At 59.5% G+C, this 18,971-nt stretch carries 14 protein-coding genes and 5 pseudogenes; 11 read left to right on the plus strand and 8 right to left on the minus strand.

Annotated elements, in window-relative coordinates; translation table 11 throughout:
• Positions 1-54 precede the first annotated feature (54 nt).
• Both BGRAMDRAFT_RS25075 and BGRAMDRAFT_RS35635 read right to left on the minus strand, forming a co-directional pair.
• The gene (locus tag BGRAMDRAFT_RS25075; RefSeq protein WP_006051677.1) at positions 55-624 is read right to left on the minus strand and encodes a BPSL1445 family SYLF domain-containing lipoprotein; all 570 of its coding nucleotides are present in this window, start codon (positions 622-624) and stop codon (positions 55-57) included.
• A 99-nt stretch (positions 625-723) separates the two neighbouring features.
• Entirely contained in the window at positions 724-1,071 is a 348-nt protein-coding gene (locus BGRAMDRAFT_RS35635; RefSeq protein WP_006051678.1) for a hypothetical protein, read from the minus strand.
• A gap of 919 nt (positions 1,072-1,990) precedes the next feature.
• Here BGRAMDRAFT_RS35635 and BGRAMDRAFT_RS25080 point away from each other — a divergent pair.
• From BGRAMDRAFT_RS25080 to BGRAMDRAFT_RS25095, 6 genes and pseudogenes are all read left to right on the plus strand, one after another.
• Entirely contained in the window at positions 1,991-2,260 is a 270-nt protein-coding gene (locus BGRAMDRAFT_RS25080; RefSeq protein WP_006051679.1) for a hypothetical protein, read from the plus strand.
• Positions 2,261-3,605: 1,345 nt separating this feature from the next.
• A pseudogene (locus BGRAMDRAFT_RS34700) lies at positions 3,606-3,770 on the plus strand (integrase core domain-containing protein); the annotation flags it as partial.
• 354 nt (positions 3,771-4,124) lie between these two features.
• On the plus strand, positions 4,125-4,478 hold the full coding sequence (locus BGRAMDRAFT_RS25085; RefSeq protein ID WP_232292367.1) for a hypothetical protein: 354 nt from the start codon (positions 4,125-4,127) through the stop codon (positions 4,476-4,478).
• Between the two features lie 519 nt (positions 4,479-4,997).
• Positions 4,998-5,345 carry a hypothetical protein gene (locus tag BGRAMDRAFT_RS33305; protein ID WP_006051681.1) on the plus strand — a complete coding sequence of 116 codons (348 nt, stop codon included), beginning with the start codon at positions 4,998-5,000 and terminating at the stop codon, positions 5,343-5,345.
• Between the two features lie 498 nt (positions 5,346-5,843).
• Positions 5,844-6,170, plus strand: a pseudogene (locus BGRAMDRAFT_RS34000) (NAD(P)-dependent oxidoreductase); the annotation flags it as partial.
• 213 nt (positions 6,171-6,383) lie between these two features.
• Entirely contained in the window at positions 6,384-6,782 is a 399-nt protein-coding gene (locus BGRAMDRAFT_RS25095) for a hypothetical protein (protein ID WP_006051683.1), read from the plus strand.
• 657 nt (positions 6,783-7,439) lie between these two features.
• Here BGRAMDRAFT_RS25095 and tnpC read toward each other — a convergent pair.
• The 3 genes and pseudogenes from tnpC to tnpA form a co-directional block, all read right to left on the minus strand.
• Positions 7,440-9,010: pseudogene (gene tnpC, locus BGRAMDRAFT_RS25100) on the minus strand (IS66 family transposase).
• Between the two features lie 30 nt (positions 9,011-9,040).
• Positions 9,041-9,385, minus strand: coding sequence for an IS66 family insertion sequence element accessory protein TnpB (gene tnpB, locus BGRAMDRAFT_RS25105; protein ID WP_006051687.1), 345 nt, complete (start codon positions 9,383-9,385; stop codon positions 9,041-9,043).
• Positions 9,382-9,816, minus strand: coding sequence for an IS66-like element accessory protein TnpA (gene tnpA / locus BGRAMDRAFT_RS34005; RefSeq protein WP_157140669.1), 435 nt, complete (start codon positions 9,814-9,816; stop codon positions 9,382-9,384). The genes tnpB and tnpA overlap by 4 nt, the downstream gene beginning before the upstream one ends.
• A 49-nt stretch (positions 9,817-9,865) precedes the next feature.
• Between tnpA and BGRAMDRAFT_RS25115 the strand changes: the two are divergent.
• Positions 9,866-10,279: pseudogene (locus tag BGRAMDRAFT_RS25115) on the plus strand (transposase); the annotation flags it as partial.
• Positions 10,280-10,352: 73 nt separating this feature from the next.
• On the opposite strand, the gene istB reads toward BGRAMDRAFT_RS25115, so the two are convergent.
• Both istB and istA read right to left on the minus strand, forming a co-directional pair.
• Positions 10,353-11,129 carry an IS21-like element helper ATPase IstB gene (istB, locus tag BGRAMDRAFT_RS25120; protein WP_006046815.1) on the minus strand — a complete coding sequence of 259 codons (777 nt, stop codon included), beginning with the start codon at positions 11,127-11,129 and terminating at the stop codon, positions 10,353-10,355.
• Positions 11,119-12,645 (minus strand): IS21 family transposase, encoded by a 1,527-nt coding sequence (gene istA / locus BGRAMDRAFT_RS25125; protein ID WP_044020054.1) that lies wholly within the window; start codon positions 12,643-12,645, stop codon positions 11,119-11,121. Before istA ends, istB begins: the two co-directional genes overlap by 11 nt.
• Before the next feature lie 103 nt (positions 12,646-12,748).
• Here istA and BGRAMDRAFT_RS25130 point away from each other — a divergent pair.
• Positions 12,749-13,405: pseudogene (locus tag BGRAMDRAFT_RS25130) on the plus strand (IS30 family transposase); the annotation flags it as partial.
• Positions 13,406-13,607: 202 nt separating this feature from the next.
• Here the strand turns inward: BGRAMDRAFT_RS25130 and BGRAMDRAFT_RS25135 are convergent.
• Complete coding sequence (locus tag BGRAMDRAFT_RS25135) at positions 13,608-14,168, minus strand: hypothetical protein (RefSeq protein ID WP_006051689.1); 561 nt, start codon at positions 14,166-14,168, stop codon at positions 13,608-13,610.
• A 1,055-nt stretch (positions 14,169-15,223) separates the two neighbouring features.
• On the opposite strand from BGRAMDRAFT_RS25135, the gene BGRAMDRAFT_RS25140 reads away from it, so the two are divergent.
• The 3 genes from BGRAMDRAFT_RS25140 to BGRAMDRAFT_RS25150 all read left to right on the plus strand — a co-directional run bounded on the left by BGRAMDRAFT_RS25140 (position 15,224) and on the right by BGRAMDRAFT_RS25150 (position 18,927).
• Entirely contained in the window at positions 15,224-16,174 is a 951-nt protein-coding gene (locus BGRAMDRAFT_RS25140) for a transporter (protein ID WP_232292368.1), read from the plus strand.
• Positions 16,175-16,321: 147 nt separating this feature from the next.
• Entirely contained in the window at positions 16,322-17,761 is a 1,440-nt protein-coding gene (locus tag BGRAMDRAFT_RS25145; RefSeq protein ID WP_006051691.1) for an IS1182 family transposase, read from the plus strand.
• A 704-nt stretch (positions 17,762-18,465) separates the two neighbouring features.
• Positions 18,466-18,927 carry a hypothetical protein gene (locus tag BGRAMDRAFT_RS25150; RefSeq protein WP_006051692.1) on the plus strand — a complete coding sequence of 154 codons (462 nt, stop codon included), beginning with the start codon at positions 18,466-18,468 and terminating at the stop codon, positions 18,925-18,927.
• Positions 18,928-18,971: the final 44 nt, after the last annotated feature.

Raw genomic sequence — 18,971 nt, forward strand, 5'->3', positions numbered from 1 at the left:
CCCTGCGCACGTGCTGGAACGACGCCTCGATAGTCATGCGCTACAGTGCCGGTATCAGATGTCGAGCTTGCTGATCTTCGTGCCTTCGAAGCTAAGATTGGCCATCAGGCCGGAGTTCGTCAGCACGAAACCGACGATCGGCGAATTCGTCGTTGCAGTGTCAAGCGTACCGTTGGCGCCTGTCTTCGCCACCGCCACCGAGCCATCCACGCCGGCTGTCCAGCCCTTGTCGCTCGTCCGGAATTTATCGAGCGCGTCCTGGGTCATGAACATCAGGATTACCGCCTTGGACTGGGCGCCAATCTGCAAGCCGAACGAGGCGGTGCTGGTCTTGTAATAGCCGACGGACGAGCCTCCCTCGCGCAGCGCCCCTTCGCCATATTCCCCACCGACCACCAGGCCCGCGGCGATCACTGACGGAAAGACGAGAATGGCCTTGGCCTTGCTGGCCTGCGCCTGCGCGCCCGGCGTCGAACTGTACAGTTTGCGGAGGGCGCCGTCGACGCCGGTATCGATTTCATGGCGTTTATTGGCCGCTTCTGTCGGATTCGAGGTCGAGCCGCAAGCGGCCAGCGAACTGGCCAGTGCGATGGCACTCAGCGAAAAGAAGGTACGGCGGTTCATGACACCCTCCTCGATCGAAGTGCGGCAGATTTGGGCCTGACGCAGGAACTGCTGTCCACATCGGCCGAAACAACGAAGTAACGCAGACTGACCCGCTGCCTAGAGGCAGCCGCTAACATCACCACCGGTGTTGCCGCCTGTCCCGCTGCCTGCGCGAGAACCGACCCACGTTTTGCTGTTACCCGTCCACGACGGCCGCACGAGAGCGGCTGCGCCATTCGGAGGCTGCTGCCCCGGGACATAGACGTCCATCGCCTGGTTGTTCGCCGCAATCACCTGCGATATGACCGTCTGTTGAGACTGGTTTGCCCATTTCTGGGCGATGCATTGCGAGACTGCAGGGACTGACTGCTGGCTTTCTCCAAGCGATTGTGCGCTCGGCGGCGTGGGTTGGCTTGCACAGGCTGACACAGCAACGGCCACGACGAGAAGCGGTAACGTTTTCATTTTTTCACCTCACCTTGTTTTCGCGCTTCGAAGCGCAGGCGCGTCAATCTGTACGTCGCGGCAGGAAACGTGTCGGCTCTGGGAGATGTGACGAAGCGGGCTCAAGATCGAAGGTAACGGCGAACCGCCCGAAGGGACCATAGCCGTCAACAGGCCCGTTGATGTTGTCATGGCAATCTCCGAAGAAAAGTACCTCGGGCCAAGAATAGGCTTTGCGCACGCCGGCGGGTATTGGACCTTGGTTCTATGTCACCGGGAGCGGCAGTCAATGAACTAAAAACTGTCCGAGTTTTCTGAGGGGATTCGTGTTCGCGTCACGTGTCTTGTCACGTCGAGGCGACAAGGGTGCCAACCTCGCCGTTTGTCCGGCGTTTTGTAGCGATAACAGCGTTTAGCAGGCCGATTGTTTCAAGGTTGCTCAGCGCTGCCCCGTCCGCAAATCGGGCCCGTAGTTGAAGGATAGTGACCTACTATGATAGGCAAGCGATACAGCAGACGACGTCGTTGCTGGCCGGCCAGATCATCACCTTCACGGCAATTGCGAGTCGCTAGTCCGGTTCGGGCGTCGTCGAATGGTGGGATTTGTGATCAGCCAATGCGTCACGTTCCACTTGCATGTGAGCGCATAACGCGCCTTCACCTCCGCCCCGTCGCCAAACGCGAATGGGTAAAGGCCGGTGTCGATGGCGGTGTAGCAATCTATTTTGATGGCACGGAAATCGGTCTGCCCACAGACGTATTTTTTTTAAGTGTTCGAAGTAGTCCTTCTTTTTCTCGGGCGTCATTCGTGGTCTCCTGGATATGACTTAGCCGACAAGTGGGATGCCGCCGAGGGATTGGGGGTGGCTCTTTGCGAGCATACGAAAGCGGCTAGCCACGACGCTAACTGCCGTTTCAACCAGGATACAGGAGTGTGAAGATGGTCGCACCAAGAAACGGACTTTGGAGACGGACGATCGGAATTCTGACGGCGGCCGGACTCCTGGCGCTATCGGGCGCAACTCTCGCCACTAACCAGTCGCAACAGCGCCAGGCTGGCAGGAATGCAAACCAGAATGCGAAACAGCAGGCACGCTCGAACAAGGTCGACTGCCGGGCCGCAAACCAAAAAAGCAACTCCCAGTGCCGGCAGGACAAGCGCGACACGAAACAGGGTGGCCGCCAGCAAAAACGGGACATCAAGTACTGATGGAGAGTCTCGCTGCGATCAGCCTACCGGGTGCATCGTCGACTCTCCATCCATGCAGTCGGCGCTCGATTTCGGCGTCGTCCGCCGCGACGAAGGCGTCCAGAGATCACAAAAAGACAAAAAGGCCCGCAGATGCGGGCCCGGAAAACCGCGACTCACGGAAAAGGACGAACAGAAAGCCGTGGGCGGTTGACGCGTCCCAGCAGATGCCGGGTTGCGCCTGCTGTCAGGATAGGGTCCATCTTTGACTTTAAGGGAAAATCCCGCGAACTCGGCCAACGGACTGGACCGCTCGATAGTCGCCGAACGCCCTCACTCGTTTTGCTTCCTGGGTACCCCGGGGCGGCTGCCGTTAGCCATCGGATGACATCGATTTCGAATTATGCGAAAACCTCGGATTAAAAGCCGTGCCGCACAGAAAGCGTCGCGCCCGCATCATGTGAGCGGAGAATCGCGACACGCGCCGTGGCGGAAAAGGCCCAGTCATTGACAGTTAGCGACAGCCTTCGCTGCGGTTGCGCACGGAGCGCCAAAGTCGTGTTCGGCAACTGGACGATCGAGAGTTGCGGCGCTGTCGAACGAACCGGAGTTAGAAAATTCGATGCCTGCCGCGGCGTCGGCTCGGACGTTGATCTGGTTTTCCCGGCGCTGAATCGATAGTTGTGCGCTATAAAAGTCCTTGATTTGCGGGTAAAACGGCTACTTCAAAGGCCCAAACTGCGCCAGACGGAGCGCTCTTCCCCGCGAGGCATAAGGCTTCCTTGCAGCATCCGCAGGATTCAGTTGCCTACTCCAAAATGACCTCCACCGATTGAACGGCTTGGATGTCCAGGAGACTCTTCGATGATACGAATGATCATCTAGGCTAAATCAACCCACTGAAACGAGAAGCTAAGATGGGGCGGAGTTTGGGCTTTGGCTCTCTATCTCATCACGCATGAAAGCCAGGAGGGAATGCCGCACTGGCCGAAGTGGCGACCATGACCGTCAGCCCTCGAATGTCCCTTACCAGCAGTGAAAATGACGTTCCAACGTCCGTGTCAAGGCGATAACCAGCGGCCGAAAATGGCCGATCGGGTGAGGTCGCCAACGGCCGCTCACTGGCATTCCACTCCACAAACTTGAAATTGGTTGACTGACCGGTTTGGAGCAAGTTGTCTGACCGGAGTGGGTCGGAAGTACGCGCTGACGACTGTCCGCTCCCGGGCCGCGAGATTCCACTGGCCGCTTTCCGGCGATGAAACTGAAGAGCGGGCTGACGCTGCCCGACCCCTTCCCCTCATTCGAAGCGCAGCGTGCTATGGCCGCATTCAAAGCTAGCAGAGACATGGGAGTTGCAAGTCTGATGGCCCATCGATTTCAAATTCCTGATGTGTCCAAGCCTGACGTCAGGACCGCACTGCAAAACTTGGCCATCGCGTTCGATCGCTACAACGAGTCGCATCCGCACAGCGCCTTGAAATACTGCTCGCCCGCGAATTCCGCCAGCACGCAATCTCCAGCAGGGTAAGCTTCATGATCAAGCGCTGATCGCCGTTGCGCGACAGCACCCTCGACCGATCAAAACCAGCCGTTAACGCTTGACGAATCACATAAAGGGCACGTTACGTGGGACCAAAGTCCGATACCGGCGGCAAGACGCAGCAACTAAACTGGTCGGCACGGAGCGTGAGGCGTCGGAATTACGCGTCCGACGGTGGAAAGCCGTCGGCACGCACATCGTGTCTCCCGCATCGACCTGTCGCCATCACAATCACGCCGGGTGTTACCAAGTTGCAAGTATGGCTTTGCGAAATAGCTATTGGAGGCTCGCATGCAATTTCTCGGCGCGGAACGTCTGCTCCGGACGCGTTGCGCGCGTGCCATGTCTGCTGCGGCACTCCTGTTCAACGTCGTTGCTGCACACGCCAGCAACCTCAACTTCCTGAACGATACGCCCTTGTCATACGTGAAGCCGCGCGATATCGATTCGATCAAGCGTGCGATAACCGACGTGCTCAACATGAAGAGCGATGGCGAGTTCAGTCAATGGACCAACGCGGACACAGGCAATAGCGTGAAGATGGACGCAATGATGACGCCGTCCGACACAAGCCATGACGGCAACAAGACATGCCGTCACGTTGCCGTCGTGCTTTCGGCGAAAGGACAGTCGATGAACCTGCATCCTGTCTTTTGCCGCACGGGGAAGACCGACTGGGCTCTGCAAAAGCGTTGAACACGCGTTCCGGATGCGATATGCCAGGAGAACGAAATCAAGGTCGATTGATGCGCTGGTACCCTGGATGCGTCGCCGCACTGATGATCGCCGCGACCAGCGCGCAGGCATCGGACACTGAGCCGGCTCATGCCGACGCCGACGCGCACTGGCAATTCGCCGTAGTGCCGTATCTGTGGTTACCATCTGTAACCGGGACGCTGCGTTTCTCGCTGCCGGGCGGGGGCGCCGATGCATCCACCGGACCGTACAACTATTTTCAGAACCTCAAATTTGCCGTCATGCTGCAAGGCGAGGCGCGAAAGGGTGACTGGAGCATCTTAGTGGACACGATCTACCTGAACTTCGGGCGACATGAGAGTTCGGTCAATGCGACGAACGGCCAGTTCGGCCCGGGCGAAACGGCGCAGAATGTCGAGACGGGTTTTCGCGGCACGCTGATGCAGGTAGGCGGCGGGCGCACGGTCATGCGACAGTCGTGGGGGAACATCGATTTGATAGCGGGGACGTTATCTCGCCGTGAAGGCGACTCTCGACGCATCGCTTATTGCGTCGGTTGGGTCGGGTCCGGGCGTGAGCCCCCAGTTGAATGTTTCGGCTACCGAGAACATCTTCGACGGCATCGCGGGCGTGCGCGGACGCCTGGTCATCACGGGCGACAGCCGCTGGTACGCGCCGTTCTATCTCGACGCCGGCACAGGCACGTCGAAGTTCACGTGGCAGGCGATGACAGGCATCGGCTACGCGATGAAGATGTGCGACGTGAGCCTGACCTACCAGTATCTCGCCTTCTACGGCTCCGGTGATCAACTCGTGCAAACGCTGCGTTTCAATGGTCCGAGCTTGAATCTGACCTTCAGGTTCTGATGCGATTTGGCCGGCTACAACCGAGTGGCCAAGGCGCCATTGACAGCGAGTCGTTGCGCTGCAGATAGGAGGGATGTTCGCTGTGACGCTAACGCAGCCTCCGCGCCGCTGCGCGACGACGCCAGAGCGCACTTCAAGCGGGCACCACCCGGTTTCTTATGCTAGGGCTGGTTCCTCGCCCGATCCGAGCACGAAGCCCTGTAAGATGAGAAAGATTTGATTTCAGGCTGCTTGCATTCTTCACTCAGTAACATATCCTTTTCGCACGGTCCCTACTCACGCGCCGCTTCGGCATTCCAACGCAAAAATACACGGGAGGCGCCAGGCGGGAAACGGCAGCGCCGTTGCATCTGTTTGACCGGATAACCCGTATCTCCCGGTGGAGCCCGGCACGCAAAGGACACGCCAGCATGAGCAACAATCGCGCATCGAATGCTTTGTCGGAGGCCGCACTCTCCAACGACGAAGTAAGACGGATCGGCACCTGGCTTCGCGCGCTCGCACGCGAAGCCAGGTGCAATACTGATCGATACGAGCCGCGGGGGCCTGCTCGACACCGAGGCTGCCATCGACTCGTCGAAGACAGGGCAGCCCGGCGGGCTTCGAATAGACGTGTACGAACAGGAGGGGAATCTCTTTTTTCGCGACCTCCCGAGCGAGATAGTCACTGACGAAGTCCCTCAGCGACTCGTGTCGTTCCCCCACGTGATTGTGACGGGACATCAGGCATAGCTCACGCACGAGGCATCGGCGACCATTTGCGAAACTACGCTCGCAAGCGTCCCGGCGTTCCGGAAGAATCGGCCGTTGCAAAACGAGGTGAAGATCGGGCAGAGGAATGTCCCAACGTACGCTGAGCTCTCTCATGCGAACGCGCGGCGCACTTCATATCTAGGGCCAACCTCAGAGCAAAGTGAGTTTGTACCCGATATCGCCGCTGCCGGATCGTCGCAGTGATGGGTGCAGTAGCGTTCGGTTCGCTCTACGACGGGCTTGCCAAAAGCTGGCTAAGCAGTCACCTCGACCTTGGAGAGACTCATGACAGATATCGCACTTGCACGTAAACATGCCTGTCTTGCAGTGGTCCTTGCAGTATTGACGGACCTGCTCGACGACCGCAATCTGATCGACGCAGCTCTACGGGTTGCAGACTACATGGCCGATGAGCTTGAGGGAAGGATCACCGAAACGGACGCCATTTTACTTGCTGTCGCGGCGCTAACGAAAGTTAAACGCGCGATTCGTGAATGGTCCGACGTGGACGGCAACTCGATGGACGCGATGAGAATCGCAGACTTTGTCATCGATGAACAAGTAAACGGGTACGACTGTGCAACCAGACCACATTCGACCACTTCGTCCGCAGCAAAAATCCGGACGCGAGACGCCGCGGCGATTCGGCCAATAGGGTCACCGGCAGGGCCCGTTTGCCACTGAGGCACGAAGGTACGGATGCCGTCCTCCCGTAACTGGGAACGCCAGCCAGTGACAGTCACAAAGCTTGTATCGCCTGTCGCTCGCCGGGTCGGTCCTGACGCGCCTTGCCGCCTTTGAGGTTCTGGGGACATTGCTGCTGATCGCCCCTCGGCAGTCCTCGACGCATCCAATCCGGCGATATTGAAGAAGTCACGCGGGTCGTCGGACAAGGTGGGCACCTGCCACTGCGAGCCCAGTTCTCTCTCAATTGCCTCGCGGATTGGTGCAATAACTGCGAGCACTGGTTCTGCTCGACATAGAAGAAATGCTCGCAGCGAGGAGCAATGACGACTCAACCGATGTGCGAAGGTCCGCTGCTAGAGGGCTTCGGTCGTTGGAACGTCCCAGCGAATCTGCGGACGAACGTCCGGAGTTGGCGGCGGATTCAACCGGTCGATGCAACACACTAGAGTCTGCGTAGGCAGTGGAGGTGTTGCAATGAAACAGAGGCCGAGGATCTACTATTCTGAGAGTCAGAAGGCACTGATGTGGGACCGCTGGCGCAAAGGCGAAACAATTCATCAGATTGCCAAACTGTTCGATCGGGGTAAGCGGCTCAGCTGGGCCGTTTGTCCACGCTCGTGCGTGTGAGGCATGATGGTGAACTGGAGCTGCCGGTCAGGTGGCGGAATGCGGCGGACTGGCTCGCGTGTGCAGCTTGTCGGCCACACACCAAGGCAAGAGCTCGTCGATGCGGTTGATTTTGTGATCGGCGATGTGGGTCAGTGCATAGTCCAGGTAGGCACGCGGATCGATGTCATTCAGTGCGCAAGTGCCAATCAGGGCGTACATCGCGGCTGCCCGTTTGCCGCCGCTGTCTGAGCCGGCGAATAAAAAATTTTTCCGGCCCAGGCTTACACAACGCAGCGCGTTCTCAGCGATGTTGTTGTCGATCTCGAGCGTACCGTCTTCGCAATACAACGTCAGTGCGCTCCACTGGTTCAGCGTGTAGTTGATCGCCTTGGCTGTATCGGACTTCGACGATAGCGTTTCAAGCTTTGCCCTGAGCCACGCTTCGTAGATTTGAAGCAGTGGTCTAGCTTTCTCCTGCCGTATTCGCAGCCGTTCGGCGGCCGGCCTGGCGCGAATGGAGGCCTCGATGTCATAGAGGCCTCCAATATATTCGAGTGCCTTTTGTGTCGTGTCAGATGGTGTGCGCACGTGGATGTCGTAGAACTTTCTCCGCGCGTGGGCATGACATGCCACCTCGCGTATTGAGCCATCGCGGAACAATTCGTCGAAGCCTGCGTAAGCGTCCGCTTGCAGAATCCCTTTGAAGCTGGCGAGATGGGTTTGAGGATGGATGCCTTGCCGGTTCGGCGAGTATGCGAACCAGACCGAAGCCGGTTGCGTCGAGCCCGAGCGGCGATCGTCGCGCACGTAGACCCACAGCCGGCCGGTGCGGGTCTTCCTGCTGCCCGGTGCGAGCACCGGGATCGGCGTGTCATCCGCGTGCAGCTTGGCGGCCGACACCGTATAGCGGCGCAGCGCCTCTGTTAGCGGTGCGCATACCGCCTCGCACTGGCCGACCCAGCGGCCCATGCTGGCCCGGTCAAGCGTCACGCCGTCGCGCGCCGCGATCGTCGATTGCCGGTACAACGGCTGGTGATCTGCATACTTCGAGACGAGGATGTCTGCCAGCAAGCTCGGATGGGCAATGCTCCGCCCGATCGGCAGGCCGGGCATCGGCGGCTGGGTGATCGTCCTGCAACATGGGGGCAAACCAGTTTGCGGCGGATCGTGCGAATGACCTTGAACGCGGCTGTGACCCGGGCGAGTTGTTCGGACACGTCCTCGCCGAGCACCTGCATTGGTTGACCGCAGTCCGGGCAATTCGATTCGGGCTCGAGTACATGATCCTCGCGAGGCAGATGTACGGGAAGCGCTTGCTTAGAAGCCGCTTCGTCCGTCGTTGCGTTCGACGTAGACGCATTTGCACCACGGGCCTGCGCACGCTGCACATCCACAACGCCGCGCCCGGCGGCCAGATCCTCAAGTTGAGTCTCGAGCGTCTCGATTTGCCGCTGCAGCTGCTCGGACTTGCGACCGAATTGCATGCGCCTGAGCTTGTCGATCTGTGCCTTGAGCTGCTCAATCTCGACATCGCGTTCGGCAAGCAGACTACGGGCCTCGACCAGCAAGGCCTTCAGGAGTTCGACATCGTCAGGGAGATCGGCGCCGCTCGACATGCGCCGTAGTTTACGAGTCTGCCGCGCGGTTTACAACATCGATAATGCGGCGGTGCGACGGGGCTGTCGCCAGTCGATGCCCTCAAGCAGCATCGACAGTTGTGCAGAGCTCAGATGGACCTTCCCACCGTCGGCCTTGGGCCATATGAAACGGCCTCGTTCAAGCCGCTTCGCAAGAAGCCAGATTCCGTCCTCCGTGGCCCAGAGAATCTTTACCAGATCGCCCCGACGGCCCCGGAAGATGTAGACGTTGCCGCCCAGTGGATTCTCTTCAAGCGCGGTTTGCACTTTCGCTGCCAACCCCTGAAACCCGCATCGCATATCGGTAACGCCTGCGGTGATCCAGATGCGCGTGCCTGCCGGCAGGGAGATCATGAGCGCAGACTTCCCAACACGATCCGCAGCGTATCGGCATCGACCAGGCCGTCCACTTTAACTACCACACGACCGATCCGGATCTCGATCGCGCCGACAGGTGGTACAGGCTTCGCGCTCTGCACTTGCGCTGCTGCCGGAGCTGATGCCATGACCTCCGTCGGCGAGTCGCTTAGCAATACGACCGGAATGAGCCCGGCAGATCGAGCTTGCTGATCGGCCAGATATCGCCGCCGCCAGGTGAACAGCATGTTCGCGTTGATGCCATTCTCCCGGGCCAGCTTTGCGACTGATACGCCAGGCTCGCAAGCTGCTGCTGCCAGTCGATCACGAAGCTCCCGGGGGTAGTTAGGGCGTCCCGTACGGGAACCCGGCTTCTTCTCTGCAGACTGTGTCAAAGTGGTGCCCATCAGATCGGAAATGATGGACATCACTTTGATGTCTCCCTCAGCCACCGTCTACAACGGCCGGCACGAGCCGCTTACCGATCGGGGCCACTCTTCAATACAGCGGATACTCGCGGAGGCCGGCGGCATCGAGCCACCGCAAAGGCATCGCGCACTGAAGGCATTGACGCTTGCCGAACGCGAGGAAATTTCTCGCTGCCTGGTAGCCCGCTTGTCGATTCGGTCTATTGCAGCCAGGCTGGGACGTGCTCCTTCCACGATCAGCCGCGAGCTGCAGCGCAACGGAGGCATGCAAGATTACCGAGCGAGTCAGGCGGAGGCGCTCGCCTGGGATCGGGCACGTCGCCCGAAGGTTTGCAAATTGGTGGGAAACCAGACGCTGGCGCGAGTCGTCGCTGCAAAGCTGAAGCTGCAGTGGTCTCCTGAGCAGATTTCTGGTTGGCTCAAGCATGTATATGCCGTCAACAAGGACCATCTGGTGTCACACTGTTGATTTGCACTGAATCCTGACCCACGATTTGCATTGAATTCTGACCCACCCGTTGGACCAGCTTTGCGGGTTATTCGGTGGGTATCTGGGTCTTCTTTCTCTCCTTTTTGGGCTGTGTCGTGCTGTTTCTGAAACGATAGCTATCGTTGCCTGTTTCTACAATGTGGCAGTGGTGCGTAAGCCGGTCGAGCAGCGCGGTCGTCATCTTGGCATCGCCAAACACACTGGCCCACTCGGCGAAGCTCAGATTGGTGGTGATGATGATGCTGGTTCGTTCGTAGAGCTTGCTAAGCAGGTGGAACAGCAACGCACCGCCGGTCTGGCTGAAGGGCAGATAGCCGAGCTCGTCCAGCACCACAAGATCGGCATACATAAGTCGTGTGGCGAGCTGTCCGGGCTTGCCCACGAGCTTCTCCTGTTCGAGTGCGTTGACCAGCTCGATGGTGGAGAAGAAGCGCACCCGGCGGCGATGATGTTCGAGAGCCTGCACACCGATCGCGGTTGCCAGATGCGTCTTTCCCGTACCGGGTCCGCCCACCAGGACGATGTTGTGCGCCGAGTCGATAAACTCGCACTCGTACAACTGCCGCACCAGCGCCTCGTTGGCATCGCTGCAGCTGAAGTCGAAGCCGCCGATATCGCGATACGCCGGGAAGCGCGCCACCTTCATCTGGTAAGCGAGTGAGCGCACTTCCCGTTCTGCAATTTCTGCCTTGAGCAATCCGGCAAGCACCAGTGAAGCCGCCTTGTAGGCCGGCGAGTCCTGAGCGGCGAGCTCGCCCAGTGCCTGAGCCATACCGTGCAGCTTGAGTGACTTGAGCATCTGCATCATCACGTCAGGCTGCATGATTGTCCTCGCGGTCTCTTAGCCGATCATACCGGCCGACATTGGCCTGCGGCTCGACGGTCAGCGTGAACGCCTGTGGCGTCTGCAGCGGTGGCACAGGCGGGCTGTCAAGCAGGCGGCTCAGGATGTTCAGCACCGTCTGCTTGTTCGGCGCGCCAGCCTCGAATGCCAGCTCGACGGCAGCGAGCACCATCTGTTCGTCGTGCAGCAGCACGAGCGCCAGAATCTCGACCATCTCCCGGTCGCCCCCCGGGCGCTTGAGCAGCACGCCCTGCAGCTTGCGGAAGCCAGCTGGAAACTCGGTGAAGGGTGCACCGTTGCGAAGCGCTCCCGGTTTGCGCTGCAGGACTGCCAGGTAGTGACGCCAGTCGTAGATGGTCTCGCCGTGGTTGTGGCTGCGGTTGATACGCCGTTCGTGCTCGGCGATCACCTGACCTCCGGCGACGAAGACAAGCTTTGCGGCATACACGCGCAGGCTGATGGGCCGGTTGGCAAACGACGCCGGTACGCTATAGCGGTTGCGCTCGAAGTTCACCAGGCAGGTGGGCGAAACGCGCTTGGTATGTTCGACGAAACCATCGAATGGCTGGCCCACCGGCATCAGGTGTGGACGCTCGGCCGCCCACGCATCCCAAATGGTCGTGTCGTGCTCCGGGTGCCGCGTCTGTTGCCACAGCAGCACGCACTGGTCGGCCAGCCAGTCGTTAAGCGCGGCGAGCGAGCCGAACGCCGGCGCTTTCTGCCAAAGCCGGTGACGGCTGTCCTGGACGTTCTTCTCTATCTGCCCCTTCTCCCAGCCCGAGGCGACATTGCAGAACTCGGCGTCAAACAGGTAGTGACTAACCATCGCGCTGAAGCGCGCGTTGACCTCGCGCACCTTGCCGGGTCGCACTCTGTCAACGGCGGTCTTCATGTTGTCATAGATGCCGCGGCGTGGAATGCCGCCCCAGGCGACGAACGCGTGATAGTGCGCGTCGAACAGCATCTCGTGAGTCTGAAGCAGGTAGGCGCGCAGGAAGAAGGCGCGGCTATGGCTGAGCTTGAGCTGTGCGACCTGCAGCTTGGTGCGCTCGCCATTGATAACGGCCCAGTCCTCGCTCCAGTCAAACTGGAACGCTTCGCCAGCGGCAAACCGCAGCGGCACGAACGTTCCCCGTCCCGTTGTCTTTGCCTGCTCGTGCTGCTCCTGCCGCCAGCGCCGAGCGAACGCCGCCACCCGGTCGTAAGAGCCGGTGAAGCCGAGCGCGCACAGATCTGCGTGGATCTGCTTCAGGGTTCTTCGCTGCTTGCGGGGCCGGTTCGCTTCGGTCTTCAGCCAGCTCGAGAGCTTCGCAGCGAACCCGTCGAGCTTGCTGGGACTGTGTCGTTCCGGATAGGCGGGCAGGACCGTACCGGCCCGAATGTAACGCCGGACCGTGTTTCTCGACACGCCCAGTCGTTTGGCAATCTCGCGCAACGAGACATGATCGCGAAAGTGCCAGCGTCGGATGATGCTCAATATAGCCACGTCGATCACTCCGTTCCCCTGCCCGTTCCCGAGCAGGTCAGTGTTCTACGTGGGTCAATATTCGATGCAAATTACTGCGTAGGGTGGGTCAGGATTCAGTGCAAATCAACAGTCACACGAGACGATCTATCGGAGCCTTTATATTCAAGCTCGCGGCGCCCTGAAAAGGGAATTGCTTGAACACTTGCGACGCTCTCGAGTCATGCGCCGGTCCCGGCATCACACATTGAAAACTGAAGACCGCACGAACATTCGCGACGCTGTATCGATCAGCGAACGCCCCGCTACAGCGGAGGATCGCGCAATACCCGGACACTGGGAAGGCGACTTGCTGTTTGGCAACGCTACGAGCCAGATTGCAACTCTCGTCGAACGTCAAAGTCGATTCGTGATGCTGGTAAAGGTAGCCAGCAAGGACTCTGAGGCTGTGGTCAACGCGCTGATACGACACGCCAGCAAGTTACCTCGGGAACTATATAAATCACTGACTTGGGACAGGGGCTCGGAAATGGCCGATCACAATCGCTTTACCGTGGCTACCGACATCAAGGTCTATTTCTGCGATCCACAGCATCCCTGGCAACGCGGCTCGAACGAAAACACGAATGGGCTTCTGAGGCAGTACTTCCCTAAGGGCACCGATCTCTCCGTCTATTCACAGGCTAGACTTGATGTCGTTGCCAGGCGGCTCAACGAACGTCCCCGAAAAACACTAAACTTCGACACACCGGCTGAGCGATTTCATCAAACCGTTGCATCGACCGGTTGAATCCGCCGCCGACAGTACGCGTTCGCAGGAACGCCGGAAAGCAGCCATTGAGACTTCCGACATCGTTGCGGCGGCACGCTCATTGAACCGGTGCTATCGGCTAAAAGCCGCCATTCGACGCTATTGTCCGAATCGGTGGCAATCAATCTCATACGTTCAGTGCTAGATCGGCATGTTGCCGCTCGGAGCGGACTAACGGTGCTCAGTAATGAATCGTTAGCGGCTCAGGGTAATGCTGCGTGAGCGAATAGGAGCTCTCGGCAACCCACGAGTCCAACGGCTCGGAGCTTGACACGCACCCGCCGTTTGAACGGAATGACATGAATGGGGTCCGCGCTGAGTAGGTGTCCCCCGCGATGTACACCGTCGCGTCAACTCCTTGCCTAACGATTTGAGCAGGACGCAGTTGCGAGGTCGGGGCGACACTTGGTGTAATGAGCGGGCTCCCACTGCAGTCTGGCGTCAGATATGCAGAGAAGTTGCCCGCCCATTCAAACTGGGACGCAGAATACTGACTACCGTTATTGATGCTCACCCGTTCAATCGGAGCAAAAATCATGGCGCCGTTGACATTGAGAACGGTGCCAAGCGGCTCATAGCTAACCAGCGGCCCCACCACCTTGCCTTGACCGTCAAAGACCTTCAGGATGCGTTGCCCACCGCGTTCGCCGCTTTCCCTGCCGTCTGAGCCGCTTCCATCGAAGCCGTGAGACAAGGTCGTCACACCCAGTGCTAGCAGAGCAGCCCCAAGCGACTTGCGCATTTTGAGTCTCCTTCATCGGTGACGCGGTCAGACCGGTACCATGCCGTCTGTCGCAGGTTCCAGGGAAGGGAGATACCGCGCGGTATCGCGATCGGCATGTAGCTCATCCGCCGGCGGGCCCAATAACCGCTTCGGGCGTGATTAATACGGGGCTTCCGCTTGCGCGGTACGGATTGGTCCTGCCTTCCAGTGCGGCGGCCTCAGGGACAAGTAGAGAGGTTGCGACAGAATCAGGATAGGTGCTGAGCGGAGCTCGGGCAAGGCGCTTTTGGCGTTTAACAACGGCAAGTTCCGACGGCTTCTTGCCGAACCTGCGTGCCGACGCTTTGTTCAGCGTTTCGCTAAGTCTCGGAGTCCGAACCGCTCGAACGACCGCTTGGGGTCGGAAGTACGCGCTGACGACTGTCCGCTCCTGGGCTGCGAGATTCCACTGGCCGCTTTCCGGCGATGAAACTGAAGAGCGGGCTGACGCTGCCCGACCCGCTCCGGTCAGACGACTTGCTCCAAACCGGTCAGTCAGCCAATTTCAAATGTGCGGACTGGAATGCCAGTAGGCGGCCGTTGGCGACCTCGCCCAATCGGCCACAAGCGGTCGGTCGAGGTCGCCGTCCAATTTGAATACCCAAGGTTTCGTCCGCCGTCGCTCAATGGCCGGTTTCCGGCGAGCAAATTGACAGTGGTATTGCGTCAAGGCGGTCAAGAGCCGCCCGCAGCGGATGGACCGATAGACATTCCCGTGCGACCGGAGATCTTTGGGAAAGAGACATTTTCGCCGGTTTCGGTGTAGCGGGCACATCCGCCATACAGACCATTCTCCGCTTTTCGATAGGCGCCAGCCGCGATGCCTGTTTCTGCGTGCCGCGAACTGGCGCAATCGGACGCCACGACATGCTGCCCCTAAGGTTCCGAGAAGCGAATCGAGCGTAGGTGGCAAGCGGTGCGCTCCGTTGCGCCGACATGCGACCAAGGTCCTATACCCCGCGATTGAGCTCACTGATACGCTGCATCACTCACGCTGGCGGTTCCCACTCCGATCGCGCCGTAGATCGTCGCCGTTGCCGGCCAGCCAGGTAGACCTGACCATGAGGTGTCCATTCATCCACTGGACGCTTCGGCACGCCGGCGCCGTCGCGCTCCTGCTTCTGGCGATCGCGGCGCAAGCCCAGGAGCTGGAGCCGCGCAGCTATTCGCCCTCCCCAATCGGCACGAACTTTCTTGTTGCCAGCTATGTCTATCTGTATGGCAATGTGCTGACGGATCCGTCCTTGCCTATTACCGGCGTGGAGGCGAAGATCAGCACCGTGTCGCTCGCCTACTCACGGACGTTCGCGCTGGCTGGCCACACGGCGTCGCTCGCGTTGGCGATGCCCTTCAGCAGCGGCAATCTCAGCGGCGTCGTCATTGGCGCGCCAACCGAAGTGCATCGCGCCGGAATTGGCGATCTGAAGCTGCGCTTCGCGTGGAACTTCATCGGCAGTCCGGCGCTTACGCCTGAGGAGTTCGCCCGGCGCGAGCAAGCGACCTTGGCTGGGATCAGCCTTACGATGTCGGCTCCGACCGGTCAGTATCTCCCTTCCCGGCTGGTCAACATAGGCGCCAACCGCTGGGGATTCAAGCCGGAGATCGGCATCTCGCAGCCCTATGGAAACTGGTTCTTCGACGCGTCGGCCGGTGCGTGGTTCTTCACCCGCAACAACGATTTTTTCCACGGCAACAAGCGAGGCCAGGATCCGCTCATGCTGCTACAGCTGCACGCTGGGTACAGCTTCCGTCAGGGGTTATGGGTCGCGGCCGACATCGGCTACGCCGCGGGCGGCCGATCCAGCATGAACGGGGTACCCAACGAAGACAGGCGGGCCAACATGCGTTACGGCCTGACGTTCTCTGCGCCCGTCGCACGCGGTTGGTCCGCGAAGCTGGCGTTTTCCAGCGGGTTCGTCACGCGCGCAGGCGGCGACTACAAGTCTGTCACGTTAGCGCTTCAATATCGCTGGTTCGATCGTTGAGGCATCGATATAGGCTCAATGGCTGCTACGCAGTTGACAGCTGACATCGAGCTCACCCCTGTTCGAAGGGCCGAAGTGGGTCCAGCCTGTGTGAAAACGCATGCTGATCGCCTAAACTGAAGTAACGCGTTCAGATCGGGCGGCCACATGAAGCGATTCGTTGAAGGCGAAGACCGTAAGCAGGCTGTCCTGCTACCCGAGTATCTCGAAGACTATGTCTCCGAGGACAATCCGGTGCGCGTAGTCGACGTCTTTGTCGATGAGCTTGATCTCCATGATCTCGGCTTCGACGGAACCGCGCCCGCAGCTACGGGGCGGCCCTCGTATCATCCGTCTGTACTGCTCAAGATTTATATCTACGGCTATCTGAATCGCATTCAGTCCAGTCGGCGTCTGGAGCGTGAGACTCAACGCAATATTGAGCTTATGTGGCTAACGGGCCGCCTTTCGCCGGACTTCAAGACCATCGCCGACTTCCGCCGCAGCAACGGCAAGGCAATCCGCAATGTCTGCAGCCAGTTCATCGTGCTATGCCGTAACCTGGACCTCTTCTCAAAGTCGATAGTGGCCATCGACGGCAGCAAGTTCAAAGCCGTGAACAATCGCGATCGCAACTTTACGAGCGCGAAGGTCAAGGCGCGCCTGCAGCAGATCGATGAGAGCATCGTCCGATATCTTTCCGCGATGGAGACTGCAGACCGGACTCAATCCGATGTTGCCGAGGCGAAGACGAGTCGGATCAGCGACAAGATCGCCAAGCTCAGGCAGCAGATGCAGGACCTCAAGGCGATGGAGCAGCGATTGCGCGAGTCGCCAGATGGACAGGTTTCCGTGACCGATCCAGACGCACGCTCAATGGCTACCAGCGGTCGGGGAACGGGAATGGTTGGCTATAACGTTCAGACGGCCGTTGATGACACGCATCATCTGATCGTCGCACACGAGGTCACCAACGTCGGCAACGATCGCAGCCAGTTGACGAACATGGCCAGCCAGGCACGGGCGGCTACCGGCATCAAGGATCTGACTGTTGTTGCCGACCGGGGCTACTTCAAGAGCGAAGAAGTCCTGCAATGCCATGAGGCGGGCATTACGACCTTCGTTCCCAAACCGTTGACTTCGGGCAAGAACGCTGACGGATATTTCGGCAAGCAGGATTTCATCTACATCGCCGGAGATAACGAATATCTTTGCCCGGCCCAGCAGCGGCTGAACTGGCGTTTCACAAACATCGAGCACGGCATGACGCTGCATTGCTATTCGAGCTCGGCCTGTTCTACCTGCACCATCAGAAAACAATGCACATCAGGCAAGCAGGCTCGCCGGATAAAGCGCTGGGAACATGAGGCCGTCGTCGAAGCGATGCAGCAACGGCTCGACCATAAGCCACAAATGATGCGCGTACGCCGTCAGACCGTCGAGCACCCGTTTGGCACGCTGAAATTCTGGATGGGCGCGGCGCACTTCCTTATGAAAACACGCGAGCATGTCAGCACCGAGATGAGCCTGCATGTCCTTGCATATAACCTCAGGCGCGTCATGGCGATCCTCGGCACGGCGGCGATGATGCAAAAGATGCGAGCCTGAGGATAAGCTTGCACCACGGAGGTCGCGCCGGGGCGCATTACGGCGCCTGAGTACCCCTTCCTCTCACAAAGAAGGCAAAGCGCCCATAACCGTCACACAGGCCACGTTGGGCCGCTGACGCCTGCGGCTCATCGCGTGAAGTCGTCATTGAGTCCGCCTTGCGTTTTTACACGATCTGGGTCGACGTGAGCCTAACGCCATTGGGCTCACGTCGGCCAGCTAAGGACGTTGGCTCACGCTTTCACACGGACGTTCGAACGTCGGCTCCCTCCAGACAACGGCACACCGCGAGCCTGCCCGAGTTAGGAGAAAATGAGGCGCCCGACAATCTTGATGCGCTCATCAGAATCACAGGCGGTCAGGACGCCGTCCGGCGTCGCGGGGCGACGGCCTGAACGCAACGGCAACCTCTAGTTCCGCGGAAAAATCATCACTTCAGCCTCGCTTGGTGCCCAGAAAGCGCAATGCGCTAGGCGACCGCTCCACTGTTGCCGATCGGAGCGTTTCACCAGACCACACCCCTTAGCGAGCTTGGTTTTTCGCCGCGTCCCGCCGGCGCTTCGTCGTCATAGAATTGTAAATACGGGCGGGGGCAACATGAAACATAGAGTGGTAATTGGCCTGCTGTGCGGCGCACTGCTTGGCGCCTGCATGTCGACCGGGGTCGAAGTGAGGTCTGAACAGATGTCGAGCTTCAGGCCCGGGTGACGACGTTTCAAAACGTGACAGCCACGCTTGGCCCGGCGTCGGTTCAGACCGCGCTGGACGACGGCTCGACGCTGCTGGTCTATATGTTCGTGACGTCGAGGCCGCGCCCCGAGAGCTTTCTTCCATTCATTGGGTCGCTTGTTGGCGGTGCCGACACGCGGTCGTCGGCGACGGTGTTCCTGTTCGATGTGAACGGCATCCTCAAGAGCGCAAGCACCACGAGCTCGAACGTCGGCACCGGCCTGAGCGCGGGCTTAAGCACCGACCTGCAGAGCGCGCCGGTGCCAGGCAATAAGCCGCCCGTCGTGGTCAAGAGCATTCAATCGGCCGTCGTGGTCAAGAGCCTTCAGCCGCCCGTCGTGGAGAGCGTTGAGCTGCTTCCGGAAGAGGAAGTCCTGCCGGCCGAGGAAAACAGCGCCGAGCCGCTACTAGAAAAAGAGTGGATGGATGCCGACTAGCATCACATCCAGCACGTGGGCCGATGATTCGTACCCCGCTTCGG

The organism is Paraburkholderia graminis C4D1M (genome assembly GCF_000172415.1).
Lineage (GTDB): Bacteria > Pseudomonadota > Gammaproteobacteria > Burkholderiales > Burkholderiaceae > Paraburkholderia > Paraburkholderia graminis.

Excerpts from the sequence above, each read along its gene's own strand:
- BGRAMDRAFT_RS25075 (WP_006051677.1), bottom strand. The coding sequence starts at position 624 with ATGAACCGCCGTACCTTCTTTTCGCTGAGTGCCATCGCACTGGCCAGT.
- BGRAMDRAFT_RS35635 (WP_006051678.1), bottom strand. The coding sequence starts at position 1,071 with ATGAAAACGTTACCGCTTCTCGTCGTGGCCGTTGCTGTGTCAGCCTGT.
- BGRAMDRAFT_RS25080 (WP_006051679.1), top strand. The coding sequence starts at position 1,991 with ATGGTCGCACCAAGAAACGGACTTTGGAGACGGACGATCGGAATTCTG.
- BGRAMDRAFT_RS25085 (WP_232292367.1), top strand. The coding sequence starts at position 4,125 with ATGTCTGCTGCGGCACTCCTGTTCAACGTCGTTGCTGCACACGCCAGC.
- BGRAMDRAFT_RS25095 (WP_006051683.1), top strand. The coding sequence starts at position 6,384 with ATGACAGATATCGCACTTGCACGTAAACATGCCTGTCTTGCAGTGGTC.
- tnpB (WP_006051687.1), bottom strand. The coding sequence starts at position 9,385 with ATGATCTCCCTGCCGGCAGGCACGCGCATCTGGATCACCGCAGGCGTT.
- tnpA (WP_157140669.1), bottom strand. The coding sequence starts at position 9,816 with ATGTCCATCATTTCCGATCTGATGGGCACCACTTTGACACAGTCTGCA.
- istB (WP_006046815.1), bottom strand. The coding sequence starts at position 11,129 with ATGCAGCCTGACGTGATGATGCAGATGCTCAAGTCACTCAAGCTGCAC.
- BGRAMDRAFT_RS25135 (WP_006051689.1), bottom strand. The coding sequence starts at position 14,168 with ATGCGCAAGTCGCTTGGGGCTGCTCTGCTAGCACTGGGTGTGACGACC.
- BGRAMDRAFT_RS25145 (WP_006051691.1), top strand. The coding sequence starts at position 16,322 with ATGAAGCGATTCGTTGAAGGCGAAGACCGTAAGCAGGCTGTCCTGCTA.